Origin of the sequence: Ammoniphilus sp. CFH 90114 (assembly GCF_004123195.1) — a bacterium.
Taxonomy (GTDB): Bacteria; Bacillota; Bacilli; order Aneurinibacillales; family RAOX-1; genus YIM-78166.
Window position 1 is genome coordinate 532,951 of sequence record NZ_SDLI01000002.1, and the last position, 22,357, is coordinate 555,307.

Genomic DNA, 22,357 nt, shown 5'->3' on the forward strand with positions numbered 1-22,357 from the left:
TGCTGCCTTCTGATCGGTAGGATGGTCCGGTGAAGGCAATAGAATCTAATCCATTTGGATCCATGAAGAGAAATCAGGTTGTCTGTATGAAGGTGCTGCGTCTTCCTGAAAACGAAATGGCGATGATAAAGCAACCCATGACATGTGATGGTCGTTCATTAATCGTTCTACAATTTCCGGAGGAATATCACCAATATATTTAAGGGTAGTTCCATCTAGGGCCACGCATTCACCTCCCTCTTGCGCGGTAACTATATTATGTCCTTTGCCTTCGCAAGCATAAGTAGCAGTATTTGCCCATTTTGTTCAACTTTTGTACAGTCCGCAGACATTACTGTGGTATCATATAGATAAACAAAGGTATTTAAGGGGAAGTGAAACAGTGAGGAACTGGCTAATCGGGTTGTCCATCCTGATGTTGCTGGTGATATGGCAGACAGGCCATCTCATATATAGCGTATTGGATGACAAGGCATCTTGGGAAAAAGAAGGTATCATGCTGGCGCTCGAGTTCACAGCGATTGAACAAGTGGAGAAGGTTTCCCTTTATCATGGGAAGGATCGCTATACGGTAGTACGGGGGAAAAACGCATCAGATATCCCCATGATTGCCTGGTTTAAGGATGGATCGTTTGAAGGATTTGAATACGAGAAGGACGTAGTACCACAGGAAAGAATCGAAGAACAAGTGAGGGCCCAGGTGAAGATAAAAGAATGGGTTCGTCTGCAACCTGGAATGGAAGATCGCAGACCTGTATGGGAAGCGCTTCTTATAGATGAGGAAGATAAATTTAACTATTATTATTATGACATGTTGAGCGGGCAATTTATTCGTTCTTACCGATTACAAAAGGAAAATAGTTAGTATTCATTGAGGTGACTCCAATCAGCGTATTTACGTTGATTATGGGAGGATCCTCTTTTTTTTTCGTAAATAATTCTCTAGGAAAAACATTCTTGCACCCTAAATGATAGATCATATGATATACTGTTCATTGTAGTTCTTACTCCACGGATATTAATAGGTGCATAGAAAGGGGGCGCAAGCATGAATCTACGTGCAATGCCCGTATTATTGTCTCTTATTTTTACTTTGGTCTTATTATTCGGTGGTTGGTTTACGTACCAACAGTTCTATGTACAGAAGCCTATAGAAGCGTTTATCAAGGAGAAGTCTCAAGTCACGATGCATGATATGCAAATTAATAAAAATCAGGTGAACCTCTATCTAGATTTTACCAATCCTGATACTTTTGTGAATGATTATAAAGAAATTCGGGAGTTTGTTGCGACTACAGTACCAGGTAAATCTGTTTCCATTCAATTGTCTAAACATGGGGAAGACATGTTGAACCTTTGGGAGGAGGAATATTTTGGCTTAGCGGAAGCTATTCGCAAGCAAGAGTACTCTCGCATTCCTGAAATTATAGAAGAGATGGGGAAGAAGAGACAGTTGGAAAAGACGGTAGCCCGTATGGATGAACAGAACGTGTATGTCTTTTTACAGAGCGGGGCGCAACATCTGTATGCTGTCCTTCCTTTGAAGGAAGAGGTGAAAACGCATGAGTAAAGAAATTGTGATTGGAATTATTCCTGCTTTATTTATTTTTCTAGCCTTCATGGGCGTGAACATTGCCCCTCTTATTATTGGGGGAGCCCTTATTGCCATCTTTGCCTATTTTATGATTCGTCAGTCCGGCGGTGGAATTGGAATTGGACAAGGGAAAAAGGGGAAAAACAGCGTTCCAAAAACAGATATGAAATTTGAGGACATTGGAGGTCAGGAGCGCGCTAAAGGCGAGCTGAAGGAAGCCCTTGACTTCCTTATTCATAAGGATGACGCAAAGAAATATGGTATTCGCCCACTGAAGGGGATTCTTCTGACTGGACCTCCGGGAACAGGAAAGACCCTCATGGCAAAGGCTGCAGCCAACTACACGAATTCGGCTTTCGTTGCGGCTAGTGGTTCACAGTTCGTTGAGATGTACGTAGGTGTTGGAGCTCAGCGTATTCGTGATCTTTTTAAAGAAGTAAAGACACAAGCCGAGAAAAATAATCAAGACAGCGGCATTATCTTTATTGACGAAATTGATGTTTTAGGTGGGAAGCGTGAAGGCAGCCATCACCGTGAATATGATCAAACCTTAAACCAATTGCTAACCGAGATGGATGGGATGTCAACGACAGACCAACCACGTATTCTGATCATGGCGGCAACGAACCGTTCCGACATGCTAGACGATGCATTGTTGCGTCCAGGGCGTTTTGACCGTAAGATTGTCGTGGACCTTCCGGATAAAAAGGCAAGAAGACAGATTCTTAACATCCATGTAAAAAACAAGCCACTTGCAGAGGATATTGATCTAGAACGTATTGCACAAGAAACCTATGGTTTTTCCGGTGCTCAGTTAGAAAGTGTTACCAATGAAGCGGCGATTTATGCGTTCAGAGAAAAGTCTAACATGATTACCACGGCTCACTTCTCTCTTGCAATTGACAAGGTTATGATGGGAGAAAAGACGGATCGTGAGACCAATGAGCAAGAACGTGAGCGAGTTGCGATTCATGAGCTTGGCCATGCGATTATTTCTGAAGAGGTTAACCCTTATTCGGTTTCTCAAGTAACGGTCAGTCCACGGGGACAGGCACTGGGCTATGTTCGTCAGAATCCTCAAGAAGATCGCTACTTGTATACATTGGAATACCTTGAGAAGCAGATCATGATTTGTTTAGGTGGAGCTGTCGCTGAGGAGTTAAAATATGGCCACCGCAGCACAGGTTCTAAGGGTGATTTTGACCAGGCTCTTCGACTTGTTCACTCCATGATTGACAGCGGACTATCTCAATTGGGCATTGTGAAGCTTGAGATGCTGCGTAAAGAAGATATCCAAGCAGAGAGCTCTAAGATTCTAGATGAGCTTCTAGATAAAACGAGAAAGATTCTAAAGTCCAAGCGTCAGCTTATGGAAGAGGGCGCCGTGATTCTTGTAAAAGAAGAAGTTCTAAGCGGGGATTTTTTCCGCAACTTCTCTAAGCAAGAGCGTAAGGAAGTAAGCTAAAGAACAAAGACCCCACTTCAGCGTTATGCCGAAGTGGGGTCTTTTTCGTCGTAATTAGCTAACAATTGACTAATGTACCTTGCCATCTTCTTCTCTTGTTTAATGATCTCCTTAACCTCACCCAAGGATTGAATCTTATATTTCTTTAAGCGCAGCATTCTATAAATGGTATTGGGGAAGAGAAAGTCAATAAGAACGACTTTCCGTTTTTTCTTGCCGAGTGGATTAATCTTCTCATATGAATTTAGCATCTTCTCAAATACTTCTCCCTCAAATTTATGCCTCTTCGTATATTTAGCAAAAATCCGTATTAAATCTTTGGATGGGAGATCATAGCGTATGTCTTCTAAATCAATGATCGTTTTTTCTTGATCGTGGTTGAGGATATTTCCTTGATGGGCATCGCCATGAACAAGGATTTGTTCTTTATACTTTTTAGAGAGTGAGTCGGCTTTGCTATTGGCTAAAAGTTTTAAAGCCTTCTTGCCCATATTGCTAAAGAAAGGGAGGGCATGAAGGTAGGCTTGTAGCCGAGGATGAACACTATTTTTGTTTGTTTGATAAAATTGCTTAATAAATTTCAGTCTCTTCTTATACTCCCGATTCCAATTGGTATTTCGATACACTTTCGTCTTCTTTGGAAAGTTTAAATTATAGGAGGCCTTATGCATTCCCGCTATGGTTTTAACTAGGCTTTCTAAATCCTTCGAGTTATTTAAAGGATGTCTCTCTCCTTCTGCCCATTCATATAACACGTACGGATGTCCCCGGTAGATGAAATAGAGTTTATTATCCGTAGTTGGGATTGGCTTCGCTAGCTTGACACCCTTCTTGCTTAACAGTAATTCAGAACGAGCAATAAATTCTTGCCTTTGCTTGTTTGTATATAGTGTTTTCAGAGCGTATTTCGTCCCGCTCTGATCGGTTAATTTGACCACCATGGCAGAATCTTTCTTTATCAGAGATTTCTTTTTTATCTTTAGATCGTAATTTTTGTTCACTCGTTTGATAAGTTTGTTTAACATAACATCCTTCCCATTAGCGTTTGGTGTGTTGCATATCAAAAGGCGACAGCCGTAGAATTTCCGGATAGGCATCAGGCAGATCTTCTAAGGAAATTCTAGAGAGCTTTTTCATACATTTAGCAACGACTTCTGCCCCATTGCAGGGTACTTGTTGAAAGGATTGTTTAATCAATTGGGATTGATCCAAGAGGCTCCGGATTTGCCTTGAAAGATGATGTACAGACGTCTTTTTTGAGGCGATGCATAATGGATTATTGGTTAAATCTTGAAGCATCATGTTTTTTACTTCTCTTTCTTTAGAATCAGCAGGAAGGGAAAGCAAGGGAGTACCCGTCGTAATGCAGTCAATCATAATCCCCATTCCAGGTTTACTAATGACTAATTCGGCAGCATTAATCAAGTCTGGGCCATTAGGAAATAAAGGTGCCTGAATGACCGATTTTGGAAATTTCCTGCGAACACCTCCAAATTGATTAGCTACTACCATGCGATAAGGAGTGCGTACTTTCATGAGACGATCATACCATTCATCCATATATTTGTAGCGGAATGGTCCTACTCCTCCACCCATATGGATAAGGATGAAAGGTTCACTAGATTTGAGGCCTAGTACTTTTCTTACTTTTTGAGGGGACATGGAGACTTTGCGTGAGATAATGGGGATGGGTACATAAAAAGTGGAAAGCTTGGGGGTTCGATATGGCGGAAGAAGATTCATATGAAAGAAGATATCGGTTGTCTTTTCGGATACATCGTGAATCTCGTGCTTAAATTTAGTTGTCCAATCCGAATCTTCCCGTGTTGTAAACATTTCGCTATGGTAGATGCCCCCAATAACTGGCCCTTTTTTTCCTCTTTCTTTTTTTAGCCATTCCACTTCTTTTCTCCAGTCATGCATAATCAGTTTGGCCTTAAGAAAATTCTTGGTTTTGTCTTTTAATTTTTCCTTACTAAAGCTCCGAATTTTAGCCTTCGGCAAGTTGGAGCGTAACCACGAATGGGAATGTTTAAAGGCGAAGACCTTTACTTTCTGATCGCTGATTTGATTGAACTTCTTCACATTGGCTACGCAACGGCTCAAGTGCCCTAAGTTCCGTCCAACAATGTAATGAATCACGGTTTCACCACCTTCATCCTATCTTATGAGAACAGAGGTGGGACAGTGCTTTCTTGGAAAGACGATATAAAAAAAGGGCTAGGATTTTGTTTCCAATTATGTGTTTGTCTATGAGCGGAATTAAAGTTATCCATACAATACAATAACAGTCCTTGTCAGTTGTATTTGAGGAGGTATATTTGAGGAGGGATACCTTGCGAAAGGTTGCTGTCATTCGCTCTGTCTTTCTACCGATTAGTGAGACTTTTATCTATAATGAGCTGACGAATCTAAAAAAAACAAAGGCTATCCTTTGTACCCAACGAAGGATTAATAAGAAAGAATTCCCCTTTAAGAGAGTCTATAAGTATAAAAAGCGCGAGCAACTAGAGAGAATTCTCCGCAAAAGAAAAATAAAGCTTATTCATGCCCGATTTGGTACCATTGGCGTGGCTGTTCTACCGGTTAAGAAGAAGCTAGGAATCCCTATGCTAACATCCTTTCATGGATCAGATCTTCCAACCAACCGCAAAAGAAGTGATACTTACCGAAAAGAACTGAAGCAGTTGTTTAAGAGTGGGGAAGGTTTCACTGTGCCCTCAAAAGATATGAAGAGGATTCTTATTCGTTTCGGTTGTCCTAAGAAAAAAATCCACATTCAGTATAGCGGGATCAATGTGAACGAGTTTGGATTCAAAAAAAGGGCGCTAAATAAACGTGAAAAAATCATTATCCTATCTGTTGGTCGGCTTGTTGAAAAGAAAGGAATGAAATACTTACTCTCCGCGTTTTCTCGGGTGCATAAACAATTTCCAAAAGTGGAACTGCGAATTGTAGGTGATGGACCATTAAAAAAAGAATTAAAAAGACGTGCGAGGAAGAAAGGAATCCGAGATAAGGTGCATTTCTTAGGAAGATTGTCTCATGAAAAAGTTCAAAAGGAGATGCAAAAAGCTCATATTTTCGTTCTGGCTAGCATTAAAGCAAAGGGAGGAAATCAAGAAGGAATTCCTAATGTCATTAAGGAAGCGATGGCTTGCGGGTTGCCTGTAGTCTCTACATGGCATGGAGGAATTCCTGAACTCGTTGAGCATAAGAAAACGGGTTATCTTGTTAAGGAAAAAGATAAAAAGGCTTTAGCTGAATCAATACTAAAGCTTATCCATCATCCTGAGCGATGGGGGGAGATGGGAAGAAGAGGAAGGGATAAAGTACTAAAACAGTTTAATATGAAACATCAAGTTCGAAAGTTAGAAAGATTGTATAGAAAACTGGTAAAGAAAGCCTAAGTGGCGGGAAGGGATGAAATCACATGAAAATTGCGTTGATCAGTTCCGATCGGGGTCCCTGTCCACCGGTAAAGGGAGGGGCTATTCAACTCCTAATCTCTAGAGTAGCACCGATTTTGGCTAAGGAACATGAAGTCACAGTGTATTCTATTACCGATCCAGCTCTAAAGGATAAAGAGACGGTAAAAGGCGTAAAGTATATAAGATATCCAACAGAGACTTTTTTTGATGAGGTCAGCTCTCACATCTCACGTAAAAGTTATGATATTATTCAAACGTTTAATCGACCTGGTTGGATAACGAAGCTAAGGAAAATTTCCCCCCAATCTAAATTCGTCCTCTCCTTGCATAATCTCCTAAATGATTCAGAAAAACACGGATCGTTTTCACTTAGAGATGCAGATCAAATCATGACAGTTAGTCAGTTTGTAGCAAAAGAGACTATCAAGGATTATCCCGCAGCTAAAGGAAAAATTCAACCGATCTATACGGGAGTCGATTTGCAAGAATATGCACCAGTTTGGTCAGAAAAAGGGAAACAATGGAGGAGGCAAATCCGAAAAGAGTACGGAATCAAGGCTAAAGATCCACTTATCCTTTTTGTTAGTCGGTTGGTTCCTTATAAGGGATGCCATCATTTAGTTCATGCAATGAGGAAAATTGTTCAGCATGTGCCAAGAGCAACCTTACTAGTAGTGGGGAGTAAGTGGTATGCTGATGATAAAAAGGATAAATATTGGAATTATCTTCAAAAACGTGCTAAACCTCTAAAAAAAAGAATTGTATTTACTTCGTACGTCCCTGTAGATGACATTCCTCGATATTTTGCGGCTGCAGATCTCTTTATTTGCGCTTCCCAATGGAAAGAACCGCTTGCAAGGGTTCATTATGAGGCCATGGCAGCAGGACTGCCCATCATCACGACGAAACGAGGAGGAAATGGTGAAGTCGTTCATGAAGGAAAAACAGGCTATATCATTAAGGATTATAAAAATCCGAAAGTATATGCTAAACATGCGATTAGACTAATAAAACAACCTCTACGGGCCCGACTCATGGGAAGGTTGAATCGCAAGCTCGCTGCCGAAACCTATCACTTTGACAGAGTATCGCAAGATTGGTTAAAGCTTTATCACTCTTTGATCTAGAGAAACTCTCCTTACACATAAAATGCTACAAAAGTGAAGATGATAAATACGAAACGGTGCGAAGGAGGAGAATCCAACCATGAAATACTCGAAGAAACGTCAAAGTACAAATGATAATATTCGTCAGCATGAAATGACGAACCAGCCCGAAGCAGCAAAAGAACAAGCTCCTGGCTATGGGGATAAGAAACTCGATGGTCCGAATCGTCCGTCAACCTAAGTTACCCATAAATTTAAGGCATGAAATCGTTAGGATTTCGTGCCTTTTTATATAGACATGTGCGCATTGTTCAAAAAAACATCAAACATCTAATGCTTTTTATTTTCACATGCATAGATTAAGTATATAGCATTTTTTAGTAGGAGGTGGATGAAATGGAAGACTTCAAGTCTATTAAGGTAAAAGTCAGAGAGCAAAGAAAGTTGGGAGAAACGAAATTAAAGGTGAAAAACCCCACAACATACAAATTGATCGGACAAGGAGCGCAGGGTGCGGTATTCAAACTATCCTCCAAGCGTTGTGTAAAGATCTATGCAAAAAAAACAAGTGCCAAAAAAGAACTAAAAGCAATCGAAGCAGGACAAAGGATGTCCTTTATGCCTAAACTCTACGAGTCAGCGCCTACTTATATTGTGATGGAATATATCAAGGGAAAGGATTTAAAAAGACATTTACGCAAACATGGTGAAGTTTCCGAACTTATCGTTAAGCAAGTTTTAGATATTCTTTCGAATATGAAGAAGCTAAAATTTACTAGACTTGATATGAGGCTTCGCCATATCCTTGTGACAAAGGATGAAGAATTGAAAGTCGTGGATCATGTAAATGCGTATACAACCAAGAGCTCAAAACCTCGGCTATTTCTTAAAGACCTGAAAAGGGAAAAGTTACTCAAACCTTTTTTGAAAGAGGTAAAGAAAATAGATCGTGCCCTCTATAAAGAATGGAGACGGTGAAAGCACTTTCAGTTGCTTTTCCCCCCTTGGAATTGTATAATTCTAAGGGCAATAATACATATTGTTGTTAAATAATGGAGGCTGTTTATATATGAATCCAACTATCAGTCAGTTAGGACGCTTTGAAGGTCAAGAAATCCGAATTGGGGTCTGGCTATACAATAAAAGATCAAGTGGAAAAATTCAGTTCCTTCAGTTAAGAGATGGTTCCGGTTTTGTTCAAGGAGTCTTGGTGAAGGCGGAAGCAACTCCTGAAGTATGGGAAAGAGCAAAGGAGCTAACGCAAGAGAGTTCCCTTTATGTAACAGGGATTGTACGAGCCGAGGAACGTGCGCCAAGCGGCTATGAGCTTACTGTAACGGGAATTGAAATCATACAAATTGCAGAAGAATATCCGATTTCTCTTAAGGAGCACGGAGTAGAGTTTCTGATGGACCACCGTCATCTATGGATTCGCTCTCCAAGACAGAGAGCGATCCTTGCTATTCGCTCGGAGATTATCCGTTCTATGTATGAGTTTTTCCATGAAAATGGTTTTACCAAGGTGGATTCTCCGATTCTGACACCAACATCTGCTGAAGGGACAACCTCTCTATTTCATACCAAGTACTTTGATGAAGATGCCTATCTTTCTCAGAGCGGACAGCTCTATGCGGAAGCTGCTGCGATGGCACTAGGGCGTGTATTTACATTTGGCCCCACCTTCCGAGCTGAGAAATCGAAGACAAGACGCCATCTTATTGAATTCTGGATGGTCGAGCCTGAGATGGCGTTCTGTGATCATGAAGAGAGTCTTATCATTCAGGAGAACTTCGTCAGTCATGTTGCGGCGTCGGTGTTGAAGAATTGTCAGAAGGAATTGAAGGTATTAGATCGTGATATCAGTAAGCTTGAGAACATTCAAGCTCCTTTCCCACGCATCACATACGACGATGCTATTAAGTTGCTTCAAGAAAAGGGACACGAGATTAAGTGGGGAGATGATTTTGGGGCACCTGATGAAACGGCCATTGCTGAACACTTTGATAAGCCTGTCTTCATTACACATTATCCCGCAGGTATCAAAGCGTTTTATATGAAGCCAGATCCTAATCGACCGGAAGTGGTTCTATGTGCGGACCTTATTGCTCCTGAAGGATATGGTGAGATTATCGGGGGAAGTCAACGGATTGACGATCTTGAACTCATGAAGCAACGCTATGAAGAGCATAAGCTTGATGAGGAAGCTTATAAGTGGTATCTTGACCTAAGAAAATACGGTACTGTACCACACGCTGGGTTCGGACTGGGCTTAGAGCGGACAGTAGCCTGGATGTGTGGCGTAGAACATGTAAGGGAAACCATCCCATTCCCGAGATTGCTTAACCGTTTATATCCATAGATGAATAAGAGACTATATTGCTTGGTGCAGAAGCGATATAGTTTTTTTTTTTTACTCTCATACCATTCAGGTTGGAAAAGATCAATTCTAACATTCCTGCCTAGCCAGTAGTATAATAGGGATGAGGTGTATTAGAAGCATGGAAAAATGGTTATCTCAAATATTTAAGGAAGGGAATCTCTCCCTCCCCGTTATTCTAGTTAAAGAATATAAGGAATTGGGTCTTACCGATCAAGAGATGATGCTCATTATTCAGATCCTTACCTTTAACCAAGAAGGTAAGGATTTCCCCACGATTCAAGAACTTGCCAGCCGGATGACGGCGGAAGAAATTCAAATTATTAACATGCTCCAGAAGCTAGTACAAAAAGGGTATATGACGATAGAAGATGTAGTGGAGAAGGGCACCGGAATTCGTTCGGAGAGATATCAACTTGATGCTCTGTATGAGAAACTGTCTTTGCACTTTATGTCACAGCTAGCTCAACCAAGGATAGAGGAAACATCTAAGCCGCCACAACAAAATCTTTTTACGATTTTCGAACAGGAATTTGGCCGGCCTCTTTCTCCCATAGAATGTGAAACCTTAGCCATGTGGCAAGATCAAGATCATTACACGGATGAACTTATTATTGCCGCTTTACGTGAAGCCGTCATCTCTAATAAAATGTTTTTCCGCTATATTGATAGAATTCTATATGAATGGCAGAGAAATCAAATTCGCACCCCACAGCAGGCACGTGATTTTAGTTTGAAGTTTCGCAAGCCCCCGCAAGCAGCAGCAGTTCCTAAGAAAGTAGAGCCTTTTCCGTTTTACAATTGGCTTGAGAACGAATCTGGAAAATAATCAGGATGACTGAGCCTAGAGGATCTCTTTAGGCTCTTTTTTTTTGCCGGTTTCCAGGTACAAGCCCGTTTTCTCTGGTAAAAGCACATTTTTCTGTAGGGAACATAACGTATCGTGAGAAACTAAATGGGTGATGAAGATGAAAAAAGATTGGCTCGGGATATTAGTGAATGATGGACTATGGGAAGATATACCAAGAGATCAAACCGGCCATGAAAATATAGATTATTACTATGAATCAGGGCAACGCTACGATCTAACTCCTTGTTTTTTCCGATTGCGAGACGTTTCCCTACGAAATGGGCAAGTAAACGTACTAGTGAAAAGTGAGGGGCGTTGGAAGCAACATCACATCAAGATTCCGCGCGTTGTCCATAATCGGGCTATCTTCCAATCCCCATTAGGTTACACATATTGCAAGAAACTGGCTGAAAAAGGGGTATCTCTATTTAATTTCTGGAATAGATATTCCAAAGTGGAAATTGCTGAGATCTTAAGTCTGCACAAGAGCCTTATACAGTATCTGCCGATGAGTGATCGCTTCTCTTTATCACAACTAGCGAAGATGGGACAGCAGTACCCTTCCATCATGCTAAAGCCAGATAAAGGAACCGTAGGAGAAGGGATTATTAAGGTGGACCGTATTACACCCTTATTATGGAATGTGAAATACCGCTCAGGAAGACAGCTGGCAGATCACATGGTAGCGACCGGAGAACTATATCCCAGTCTAAAGCGTCTAGTCGGTAATCGAGCTTATTTCCTGCAAGAGACGATTCGCTTAGCAACGTATAAAGGCAGCCCTTTTGACATACGTGTTTCCATTCAGAAGGATGGAAAAGGAAAATGGGGTGTTACGGGAATGATTGGAAAGGCTGCTAGACCAGGACACTTTTTGAGCAATGTTGCTCAAGGGGGAACAGTGTATCGCTTAGAGGAATTGCTTCAGGAGTATCCCGATCTTATTCTTGGTGAGGTGAGCGATAAACTTGAGGAACTAGCACTAAATATAGTCCATGCTTTAGAGAAGAAGCTTCCTCATTTAGCGGATGTAGGCTTTGACTTTGGAATAGATAGATTGGGACACCCCTACTTCATCGAGATGAACGGACGGGATCAGCGTTACAGCTTTGCTAAGGGCAATATGTTAGACACTTGGAAATTAACTTATGAAAAGCCCGTAGCCTATGCCAGGTATCTGTTGGAAAAACGGAAGGAGCGGGTACAATGAAGTCAAGAATGGGAATCTTACTTGACCACGCCCTTTGGAAAGGAATTCCGATTAGAAGAACAGGTCATGAAAAGATATCGTTTTATAATAAAGCTGCAAACAAAAATAACATGTCTATTCTGTACTTCTCTTTGCCTAATGTAGAGATTTCTCGTAATCGTGTAAAGGGATATCTTTGGAATAAAGGCAGATTCCGACTCGTAAAAGAAAAGATCCCAAACGTGATTCATAACCGGTCAATGTCTGCTAACCCGGTATTGTTTAAAAGACTACAGTCACTGACTAGAGGACGAATCATATTTAATCAGCATACCCGTTATAGCAAGTTTTACATTCATCGTTTACTTATGAACAAAAAGAGCATTAGAAAGTATTTGCCTCATACCATGAAATTTAACAAAAAACATCTTGAACATATGATGGATGAATACGATTCGATATACGTTAAACCTGTTAGCAGCAGTATAGGGAGAGGGATCATCCGCATTGTGAAGGATAGCCCAACACATTGGAAGATCCAAGCGGCAGGAATGAGAGAAAAAAAGAAGGCAGCTAAGATGTATTCTCTTCTTAAAAAGAAGACACGCGCAAAGACCTATCTCCTGCAGGAAGCCATCCCCCTTGCTGAATATAAAGGGAATCCCTTCGATATTCGGGTTTCCGTACAAAAAAGCAGAAATGGCCAATGGCAGGTTACGGGTATGGTCGGAAAGGTTGCAGCAAGAGGTAACCATGTGACCAACGTAGCGAGGGGGGGCAAGGTGAAGCGGTGTGAAAAGTTATTTGAAGCTTGTGGGCTAGACGTCAACAGAACAACTCAGGCTATTAAGAAGGCATCACTCAAAATTGCCGAATACCTTGGCAAGAAGTTACCAAACCTCGCTGATGTGGGATTTGATATCGGGGTAGATAGTGAAGGAAGACCGTATTTTATTGAAGTGAATGGAAGAGATTTGCGTTACAGCTTCCATCACGGTCACTTAGATCAGCAATGGTATAAGACGTATGAAAATCCGATTCGCTATGGGAAGTTTCTACTAAAAAGGAAGAGGTAGGAAGCCTATGAAGGCTTCTTTTTCTTTTGCCTATGACAATAAAACATATAGAAAAAATGGAGACTGTCAGCTATACTTACAACATACTCCGTGTGATAAATATCACACCAAGGTACGCCCTGATTCGATACAATCAATATGGCTTAACCAACCAGGAAAGAGGGAGCTAATTCCTATGGATGAAAAAATTGCACCAATAATTGAAGGAACCCTAGAATCCATCTCGACTATTATCCCACTACCCGTAAGCTTCCAGTCTCCAACGTGGTTTAAAGCTCCGGTTCATCAGAAGGAATTGGGGGTACTTGTCAGTTTAACAGGTGATTTGCATATTCGCTTTATTCTTGACGGGAAAATGGATACCTTATGTAAGTTGGGAGAATCTATGTTTGGCATGCAATTGGATAATCAAATGCTTGAATCATTTGCGGGTGAACTCGGTAACATGATCGTCGGAAACTTATCCACTTATTTAGCGGGAAGAGGTTATGTGATTGATATCACTCCGCCTACGGTAATGGTAGGGGAAACTAAGCTCTATGGATTCGACCAAGCTGTGAGTATCCCATTTGAAATGGAAACCATAGGACAACTAAACATGGTAATTATTATAGATAAAGATTAAATTATAAAACCTCTCTTAGAGCGTCCAGCGTCTAAGAGAGGTTTTTTGTTATGTAAGAGATAATGACTTCCATACACCTCTAAGCTGATCTTATTAAGACTAGAGGGTTTTATTCTTCATTTTCTTGTGTTTGTGTAATATAATATAACATAGAATGTTATACAATGTTTCGTTTGGGAGGGCGGTTATGTCATACAAGGAGAAGAAAGTGATTACGATTGGTATTGTCAGTGAATTGACTGGCCTGTCAGAGAGGCAAATTCGTTATTATGAGGAACGGCAGTTGATTTTTCCTGATCGAACAAAAGGCGGTACCCGGAAGTATTCGTTTAATGATGTGGATCGTCTCGTAGAGATTGCAAATAAGATGGAGGATGGTTATCAGACATTCGAGATCCGCAAGATGGAGAAGAAACAGATGGAAGGAAAACTAAGAAACCAAATTATACAAGGTCAGCTTAATGCTGCTTTTTACAAGAATAGACCACAAGATCGCAAGTAAGGGAAAAGTACTCGCTACTTCTTAGACACGTGCCGTGTCTTCGAACTATGAGGATACATACCCTATTACAAATAACCAAATAGCAGGGGTGTAGCCATGAAAATTGCAATCATAAGCCCAGGTAGTTTTTCTGTCCCCCCAGTAATTGGAAGTAGTGTGGAGCATGATATCCAAATGGTTGCTGAACAATTGGAGCAAGAACATGAAGTGACCGTCTATGCAAAAAAGTGTCCGGAATACAGAAGATCAGAGAAAATAGGGGATTTACACTATAAGCGATTTATATTTATGAACTCTAGCCAATACCTTCATAAAATTATGCAACATATGCATAATGATAAGCCTGATATAGTAATGGTGGAAAATAGGCCTCTCTACGTCTTATACCTTAAAGAAAAGTTTCCTGAGTTACCTGTTGTGTTAAATATGCATTCTACCGTTTTTGCTTCCCCTCCGTGTATAAGTAGGGAGGCTATGAAGCGAGTTGCCAAAAAGGCAGATGCACTCATTACAAACAGCCGATATTTACGTAACTATTATGTGAAGAGTTTCCCTGCGTTTCAAGGGAAAGCACATGCCGTACATCTGGGGATAGACCCTAAACCGTTCGAAAAAGCTCAGGATAGAGACGAAAAAATAGCTAAATTGCAAAAGAAACTGAAAATCAGAGATGGTGATATTACCCTTCTATTCGTTGGCAGGCTGCTGAAGGAAAAAGGAATCCATCTTATCCTTGACGTCATGCCTAAGCTTGTGAAAGATTATCCCAATCTTAAACTCATTATTACCGGTGCATCACGCTACGGAAGGAATGTGATGACACCTTATGTGAGAAAAATTCAGAACAAAACGAAGACATTGGGGAATCATGTTACTTTTACTAATTTCATTAAGCCCCACAAAATTCCTTATATTTATCAACTAGCTGATCTTGTTGTCATTCCTTCGGTGTGGCAAGAGCCGTTCGGTCGCGTTAACCTAGAAGCCATGGCTTCCGCAAAAGCGATAGTCGCTTCAGACCGAGGCGGAATTCCAGAAGTCGTGAAACATAAGAAAAATGGCTTAATTGTCTCCCTAGATAGAGATCAGCAGGAGCTTTATGATTCAATTAGAACGTTACTAGAATCCGAAGAACTAAGGGAGGAGTTCGGGAAAAAGGGTATGGAATATGTCAGGAAGTTTTCTTGGACTAGAACGGCAAAAAAATATGTTCGGATATATGAGAAGTTAGTGGGAAATGAAGTAAAGGAGCCTCAACCAGTTACACTGGTACTCAACGAGGATAATACTCAGGCCTAATGGATTCAAACCTATCGTCCAGCGAAAAGGGTACTTTCGTTGGACGATACTTGATCTAGAAGACGAGCTGTGCGTTTACCCAAATTCAACAATTTTTGTGGCATTACTTAGGCGAATGAATATCTTACGTGTAGTAGGGGTACATGAGTCTAGGGGAAAGGAATGAAAAGTAATGCCCAATCCGAAGCGCAACGGATTAAATTCTCGAAAGAAAAAGAAAAGCTCGCCATTAATTCTGAATTTGGGTAGGGATTTTAATACGCCATTAGATATTGATGAATTGGATATTATAAACACACTTGATGAGCAAAACCCAAAGAAACCTTCTGAAGGAGCCGAAAGAGTATTTAATCAAATTCCTGTTGCACCCAAAGAAAGTCAGATCATAACCAACCGCGATGAGATTCCTTCCAAAGATAAAGAAATAAAACAAGTACAGGAAGAAGTTACACCATCGAAGTCAGATACAGCATCCAAGGCAGAAATAAAAGGGACTGGAAAAAGTAAACCATCAAAGATGATAGAAACGGATCAAAGCAATCAACTAAATAAAGAAACGGTACTAAAAGAGAGGAAAAAGAGCAGCAGTGAGCCAATCATTTATACAGACGATATTTTTAATGAAGCCATAACAAAAGAAAAAATTGCAAATAGGTCGATAGATGCATCCAAGATCAAACCTGGCAGTATTGATACAGAGGCATTGAAGGATTACGCAGTCCATTCCTCTAAACTTGCGAGTCATAGTGTCATTTCAAGCAAGATCGCCCCCAGTTCGATTGAAGAAGAGCATCTTGCAGAAGGTGCGATTACAGGGAGAAAGCTGCAGGATCGATCCGTTTCTGGCGAGAAGTTGATGAATCATAGCATAACCTCAGAAAAGTTGGCGGATAAAACGATTGATGCTATGAAAATTGCCGATGGATCAATCCAAACGAAGCATTTGCACGAACAGTCTATTACGACTGAATTGATTCAGGACCAAAGTATTACAGGAGAGAAGATAAAGAAAGCCAGCATCCAATCTGATCATTTATCGAATTACGTCATTAATACCGCTAAAATTGCCAATGATGCCATCAGTTCCTTTCATTTAAAAAATGGATCAGTTACCTCACCTAAATTGTCGGATCAAGTCATTGGTTCAAGACATATTCAGGAGAAGATCATTGAATCAAGACATGTCATGGAGGAGGCCATTCGTTCGGAGCACTTGGAGGATGGTGCGGTGATCTCCTCTAAGCTTGCTCGGGAAGCGGTAACTTCAGAGAAACTCAAAGATAAGTCTGTACGCAGGGAAAAGTTAGCTGAAGAAGCGGTGGATAGCTCCAAGCTGGCAGATGGCTCTGTTACTACAGATAAAATTAAAGATGAGTCGATTGTTTCCTCAAAATTGGCTAAATCAAGTGTGAATGAGGAGAAGCTTGCCCAAGGGTCTGTTAGATCTCATCATATTCAGGAACAAGCTGTCGAAAGGAAACACTTAGCCGAAGGGATTATTGGGACTCAGCAGCTAAGCGATCATGCGGTTACAACAGCGAAGCTTGCCCCGGAATCGATTTCAGTGGAGAAAATTATCGATCAATCGATCACTACCCGAAAATTGTCAGACTTCAGTGTGAGCGCACAGAAAATAGCCAATGGTGCGATTCAGTCCCAGCATCTACAAGAAGGGATCATAAACAAGCAGCATATCTGTGAGAACTCGGTGAGTACAACTCATATCAACGATGAAGCTATTAAGCATTCCAAGCTAGCCCCCCAATCGGTTTCGAGTGAAAAGCTTGCCAATCAAGCCGTGACGACCGAGAAGCTTGCAGATCACGTTGTAACAGATGAGAAGCTGGCTCATGAATCCGTAGATACGAAGCATATTAAGAATCATGCGATTACGTCTTCCAAGTTGTCTGATCACGCTGTTACGTCAGATAAACTATCGAATCAATCTGTAACCCACTCTCATATCCAATCGACCTCTATTCAAGCACACCATATCATGGACGGTTCTATTCGCACTAGTCACATTCAAGAATCAGCTATTAATACTCCGAAAATTGCCTCTGAATCGATTACCACAGAAAAGCTAATGAATCAATCTGTAACGACAACCAAACTATCCGATGGCAGCGTAACGCAAGATAAGCTGGCGGAAAAGTCGGTGGGAGCTCATCAACTTCAAGATCAGTCGGTGTACCATCAGCATTTAGCTATCGGAAACGTCCAGAGTCAGCATATTGCTGATTTTTCCATTACCTCTGATAAAATTGCACCGAATTCAATAGCAACAGAAAAATTAGCTGCTAATTCCATTTCAGGTGAAAAGCTGCAGGATAATAGCGTAACCGCTAGGAAAATAACTCCTGAATCGATTCACTCTATCCATCTACAAATGAAGTCGATTCAACAGCAGCATATCTCTGATGCAGCCGTTAGTACAGACCAGATTGCGGATCACTCCATTACCACTTCTAAAATTTCTGCCGAATCGGTTTCTACGGATAAATTGATTGACCAGTCTGTTACATCCAGTAAACTAGCGGATCATAGTGTAACCATCGAAAAACTGGGGTTTGGTTCTATTGCTAGCGGACATATTCAAGCAGGAGTCATTCAAGGTGAGCATCTTGCAAATGAGAGCATTACCTCGGAACACCTATCAACAGACGTCATATCCGAATCTCACCTTCAGGAAAACTCCGTCACAACCTCAAAGCTAAAGGATCAAAGCATCACGGCGGAGAAGCTGGCTCCTGGCTCTGTCACGATTGATAAGTTAAGTGTTGGTACAATAGATGGTGACTTCATTAAGAATGAGTCTATTCATGGAGAGCATCTACAAAAAGGATCCATATCTTCTCAGCATTTAATGAAAGAAAGCGTAACGGAAAAGCATCTTGAAGATCAGTCCGTAACATCCATGAAGTTGCAGGATCAAAGTGTTACATCCAATAAGCTGAGTCCTGGAGCTGTTACTGGAGATAAGATTGCTGAAAGTGCAATAAAAGGCACTCATCTTCAGGGAAATACCGTTGAGGGATCCCATATCGTTCACGGAAGCATTACATCTAATCATTTAGCTGCACATTCCATCTCAGAGCAGAAGCTTCAAGACGGAATTGTATCCGAAACGAAGCTGCAGGATCATGCCGTAACCACTGAAAAATTAAGTCCGGATTCGGTTACAAGCGAAAAGATTGCTAAGGGGTCCATAACAGGAGAACATATTTCGGTTGAAACGATTCATAGCAGCCATTTGCAAGCAGAATCTGTGGCATCCGTACATCTAAAAAAGCAAAGTATATTTGAACACCACATTCACAATAGTGCTATTACGGGTTCTAAAATACAGGATCAAAGTATCACTACAGAGAAAATTAAGCCAGAAGCCATTACGTGGGAAACACTGGCCAAAGACTCCATTTCTGTTGAGCATTTACGGGATGCATCCGTTTCGACCAACAAACTGCAGGATCATAGCGTGACCTCCTCCAAGTTAAGTGCAGGGTCGGTAACTTCGGATCAACTTGCAGAAGGGGCTGTGTCTGGAAAGCATGTAGAAGATGGATCAATTTCGACTCAAAAACTCCAAAGCAACGCTGTGACAACAGAGAAACTTGAAGATTGTGCGGTCTCCTCCGAAAAGATCGCTATAGAATCCGTATCTACAGCCCATCTCCAGGATGAATCCGTTTCTACATCTAAAATTCAAGATGAGAGTGTGACAACGGAGAAGTTAAGTCCAGAATCTGTAACTGGAGAAAAGCTTTCTAAGGGAGCGGTTAGGGCAGATCATATCCAGGATTATGCGATCGTCTCATCCAAGCTGCAGGAGCAGTGCTTAACAACCGAGAAGTTTAGAGATCTATCCGTCACTTCAGAGAAGATTGCAACGGATGCTATAACCAAAAAACATCTTAAAGAGAAATCGGTATCCACAGATAAATTGCAGGATGAAAGTGTAACGAAGGAAAAATTAGCGGATCAGTCGGTAACAAGTGAGAAATTGGATAAAGACTCTATTCTTAACAAACATCTTCGAGACGGTATTATCACTACGTCTAAGCTTCAGGATCAATCAGTAACAAGTGGTAAGCTTGTACAGGAATCAGTTGGGGAGCATCACATTCAAAATGGTGCCGTTTCTGCCTCAAAGATTCAAAACGCAAGCGTAACGACAGATAAACTGGATGAGGAATCGGTTACTAGTGAAAAGATCGCTAGGGATTCCATCTCAGGATATCATCTTAAGGAAGCATCAGTTGACAGCTCTCACTTACAAAAAGGATGTATTTCCTCTGATCTAATTGGAAACCACATGATAGCTGAGGAACATCTGCAAGAGAATATAATTGGATCGAATCATTTGCAGACACAAAGTGTAACGAAAGAAAAACTTGCGGAAGGATCTGTAACAGAAGATCATATTGCAAAAGGGGCTATCTCATCCTCACACCTCCAAGAAGAAATCATTCAGGGTCATCATTTGCAAATGAGGTCTGTTTCAGCGGGCCACCTAGGTAAGTATAGTGTTTCAGAAGAGCATCTGCAGGATGATGCAGTATCCACGTCGAGTCTTCAGAATGAATCGGTAACAACTGAAAAACTGGTTCACGGGGCAATTACCGAAGACAAAATAGCCAAGGGAAGCATCTATGGAGATCTCATACGAAATGAGGGTATCGGAAGCCATCATTTGCAAAAAGGGATTATTGAGCCAGATCTGTTGAGTGCAAAAAGCGTCGCTACCAAGCATCTTCAAGATGGCGCTATCATATCTGAAAAACTGGGAAATCAGAGTGTTACAGTAGAAAAAATCGCTGATGGGGCCGTTACGAAAGAAAAGCTAAGAATGGGGTCCATCGATGGGTCTCTGATTGAAGAGAAGAGCATAACAGGTAACCAATTGCAGCCTCAATCCATCAGGTCCTATCATCTAACGGACCAAGTCGTTGGAGTAGTACACTTACAAGACCAGAGTATTACAACAAAGAAGATCGTAGACGAAGCGGTTACTGGCGAAAAAATAGCTAGGGATTCCGTTAGAGCCGATCATATTGTTGATGGAGCTATTGAAGGAAAACATCTTCATGCCCAGACTATTGGTTCCGTCCATTTACAAGAGAATTGCATCTTGACGGAGCATGTGCAGGAGCAAGCCATATCCACTAATCAATTGCAAAATGAAAGTGTAACGAGTGAAAAGCTGGCAGAAGGCTCTGTTACAGAAGATAAGATTGCGAAGACTGCCGTGAAGGGTGAGCATTTACAGGACGGTGCAATAGAAGGTAAGCACCTTTGCCATAGCTCCGTAGGATCTGAGCATTTGGTAGGAAACAGCATCACGAAAGATCATCTCCAAGATGAAGTCATTTCCACTGAAAAATTACAGGACCAATGTGTAACAAGTGAAAAGCTAAGGGATGGTTCAGTAATCGGAGATAAAATAGCTAAGGAGACCGTTTCCGGAGAGCACATCCAGGAAAGAACAATCCAAGCTCAGCATCTTCAAGCAGAATCCATCGGATCTTTGCATTTGCGGGAGAATAGTATTTCTGGCAAACATGTTCAAGGAAACTCCATCACTTCCGAACATCTAAGTCTGGGTTGTATTGAAGAAGATCATCTGGAAGAAGACATTATTTCTACTTCTAAGCTACAGGACGCCAGCGTAAATGCACAGAAAATAGCCCATGATAGTGTAACAGCAGACCATATATCCCAAGATGCTATTGATACACCTCACATTAGGAATCAAGCCGTTACAGCGGATAAAATTGCTTCCGGCGCGATTGGGCAAGAACACATCGCAGATGAGTCGATCCCTAGCGAAAAATTAACTTTTAATCCGGTTCAAACCGCAGCAGATAGTAAGAACACGTTTCAGCAATTCGGTATTGGATTGTTTTCTTTCACAGGAGATGAGGAATCGGTTGATGTAACAATAGAACTTGATCAGCCTTATCTAGAAGGAAAATATGTAATCGTAGCGATGTCCAATCATGCCGACTGTTATACGGTACTGAAGGAGCAAGCAACCAAAACGGCAACTATCACTGTTGTCCGTCGTAAGCAGGAAGGTGAGCTGCAAGGCATGGTGACTTGGATCGCCATTGGGGAGAAGACGGAGATCGTTATGGAAGAACCCGTAGTAGAAGTTCAAGAAACGAGAGAAGAGAGCGTTGGCGTGCGCCAGTCTAACCGAAAGAGAAGCAGGAAGGACCGTCGAAGAAGATGATATCTTGCTTGCTGATAAGAAATAAAGACTGCTGAGGCAACCTTCAGCAGTCTTTTTGTATGACTATTCGGGAATCCAAACCGGGCAAATTGGACCGCAAATCACGCCGCAATTAAGAGAACCTTCTCCAGCCCCTTTTTTCACAGCGATACATACGGGACCTACTTCAAGATCCAAATCCATATCAAAAAAGAAATCAATAAAGTTTTGTTGTAATGGGTCTGGAATCTCGTCCTCTATTATATCCCACTTAATTCCTGTTATTCTTTGACCTGCACAGGGGGAGGGAGAATCTAGTGGACAAGGGTCTTGCTCGGTTACAATAAAATCACATTCAGCAACGGGAGTTGCCCCTACTACCGCACCACAATTAACAATATTTGCGGCAAGGATACAATCGCCCAATTGCAATGTCATATGACTAGGGGCATCAGCAGGATCGGGATCTGAAAAATCCGTGAAAAATACTCGGTAACTCCAGCGATAAATTCCCTCCGAAACTTCCTTAACACCGCGGAACTTTAGTAAGAAATCTTGCTGCATCACAGTTACAGTTGTCCTCTTCGGACATGGAAGAATTCCCATACAACATCCTCCTAAATTAATAT

The 22,357-nt window shown here is 41.3% G+C and carries 19 protein-coding genes; 16 read left to right on the forward strand and 3 right to left on the reverse strand.

The genetic code is table 11. The annotated features are described in order from the left end of the window. Positions 1-29: 29 nt before the first annotated feature. The 4 genes from EIZ39_RS26455 to EIZ39_RS07425 all read left to right on the forward strand — a co-directional run bounded on the left by EIZ39_RS26455 (position 30) and on the right by EIZ39_RS07425 (position 3,059). Positions 30-203, forward strand: coding sequence for a hypothetical protein (locus EIZ39_RS26455; protein WP_164984952.1), 174 nt, complete (start codon positions 30-32; stop codon positions 201-203). Positions 204-382: 179 nt separating this feature from the next. Beyond that, positions 383-865 (forward strand): cell wall elongation regulator TseB-like domain-containing protein, encoded by a 483-nt coding sequence (locus EIZ39_RS07415; protein ID WP_129198983.1) that lies wholly within the window; start codon positions 383-385, stop codon positions 863-865. Positions 866-1,048: 183 nt separating this feature from the next. Continuing rightward, the gene (locus EIZ39_RS07420; protein ID WP_129198985.1) at positions 1,049-1,570 is read left to right on the forward strand and encodes a hypothetical protein; all 522 of its coding nucleotides are present in this window, start codon (positions 1,049-1,051) and stop codon (positions 1,568-1,570) included. Next, a complete protein-coding gene (locus tag EIZ39_RS07425; RefSeq protein WP_129198986.1) occupies positions 1,563-3,059 on the forward strand; it encodes an AAA family ATPase in 1,497 nt (498 codons plus the stop codon). Before EIZ39_RS07420 ends, EIZ39_RS07425 begins: the two co-directional genes overlap by 8 nt. Positions 3,060-3,082: 23 nt before the next feature. Here EIZ39_RS07425 and EIZ39_RS07430 read toward each other — a convergent pair whose 3' ends face one another. Beyond that, positions 3,083-4,084, reverse strand: a complete 1,002-nt coding sequence (locus EIZ39_RS07430; RefSeq protein WP_164984953.1) for a phosphotransferase — start codon at positions 4,082-4,084, stop codon at positions 3,083-3,085. A 13-nt stretch (positions 4,085-4,097) separates the two neighbouring features. Then, entirely contained in the window at positions 4,098-5,201 is a 1,104-nt protein-coding gene (locus EIZ39_RS07435; RefSeq protein ID WP_129198990.1) for a hypothetical protein, read from the reverse strand. Between the two features lie 194 nt (positions 5,202-5,395). On the opposite strand from EIZ39_RS07435, the gene EIZ39_RS07440 reads away from it, so the two are divergent. The 12 genes from EIZ39_RS07440 (at position 5,396) to EIZ39_RS07490 (ending at position 21,749) form a co-directional block, all read left to right on the forward strand. Further along, entirely contained in the window at positions 5,396-6,469 is a 1,074-nt protein-coding gene (locus tag EIZ39_RS07440; RefSeq protein ID WP_164984954.1) for a glycosyltransferase, read from the forward strand. Between the two features lie 23 nt (positions 6,470-6,492). Next, the gene (locus tag EIZ39_RS07445; RefSeq protein ID WP_129198994.1) at positions 6,493-7,617 is read left to right on the forward strand and encodes a glycosyltransferase family 4 protein; all 1,125 of its coding nucleotides are present in this window, start codon (positions 6,493-6,495) and stop codon (positions 7,615-7,617) included. A 79-nt stretch (positions 7,618-7,696) separates the two neighbouring features. Further along, positions 7,697-7,837 (forward strand): hypothetical protein, encoded by a 141-nt coding sequence (locus EIZ39_RS26460; protein ID WP_164984955.1) that lies wholly within the window; start codon positions 7,697-7,699, stop codon positions 7,835-7,837. 155 nt (positions 7,838-7,992) lie between these two features. Next, the gene (locus EIZ39_RS07450; protein ID WP_129198996.1) at positions 7,993-8,574 is read left to right on the forward strand and encodes an RIO2 family protein; all 582 of its coding nucleotides are present in this window, start codon (positions 7,993-7,995) and stop codon (positions 8,572-8,574) included. Between the two features lie 91 nt (positions 8,575-8,665). Beyond that, positions 8,666-9,955, forward strand: coding sequence for an asparagine--tRNA ligase (asnS, locus tag EIZ39_RS07455; protein WP_129198998.1), 1,290 nt, complete (start codon positions 8,666-8,668; stop codon positions 9,953-9,955). 139 nt (positions 9,956-10,094) lie between these two features. After that, on the forward strand, positions 10,095-10,802 hold the full coding sequence (locus EIZ39_RS07460) for a DnaD domain-containing protein (protein WP_164984956.1): 708 nt from the start codon (positions 10,095-10,097) through the stop codon (positions 10,800-10,802). A 139-nt stretch (positions 10,803-10,941) separates the two neighbouring features. Next, positions 10,942-12,033, forward strand: a complete 1,092-nt coding sequence (locus tag EIZ39_RS07465) for a YheC/YheD family endospore coat-associated protein (protein WP_164984957.1) — start codon at positions 10,942-10,944, stop codon at positions 12,031-12,033. Beyond that, the gene (locus EIZ39_RS07470) at positions 12,030-13,088 is read left to right on the forward strand and encodes a YheC/YheD family endospore coat-associated protein (RefSeq protein WP_129199004.1); all 1,059 of its coding nucleotides are present in this window, start codon (positions 12,030-12,032) and stop codon (positions 13,086-13,088) included. Before EIZ39_RS07465 ends, EIZ39_RS07470 begins: the two co-directional genes overlap by 4 nt. 175 nt (positions 13,089-13,263) lie before the next feature. Beyond that, positions 13,264-13,713, forward strand: coding sequence for a chemotaxis protein CheX (locus EIZ39_RS07475; protein WP_129199006.1), 450 nt, complete (start codon positions 13,264-13,266; stop codon positions 13,711-13,713). A gap of 187 nt (positions 13,714-13,900) precedes the next feature. After that, positions 13,901-14,215, forward strand: a complete 315-nt coding sequence (locus EIZ39_RS07480) for a MerR family transcriptional regulator (RefSeq protein WP_129199008.1) — start codon at positions 13,901-13,903, stop codon at positions 14,213-14,215. Between the two features lie 96 nt (positions 14,216-14,311). Continuing rightward, entirely contained in the window at positions 14,312-15,514 is a 1,203-nt protein-coding gene (locus EIZ39_RS07485) for a glycosyltransferase family 4 protein (protein WP_129199010.1), read from the forward strand. Positions 15,515-15,686: 172 nt separating this feature from the next. Continuing rightward, complete coding sequence (locus tag EIZ39_RS07490) at positions 15,687-21,749, forward strand: WIAG-tail domain (protein WP_129199012.1); 6,063 nt, start codon at positions 15,687-15,689, stop codon at positions 21,747-21,749. A gap of 63 nt (positions 21,750-21,812) precedes the next feature. Here the strand turns inward: EIZ39_RS07490 and EIZ39_RS07495 are convergent, their stop codons facing one another. Then, a complete protein-coding gene (locus tag EIZ39_RS07495; RefSeq protein ID WP_129199014.1) occupies positions 21,813-22,334 on the reverse strand; it encodes a hypothetical protein in 522 nt (173 codons plus the stop codon). Between the last annotated feature and the right edge of the window lie 23 nt (positions 22,335-22,357).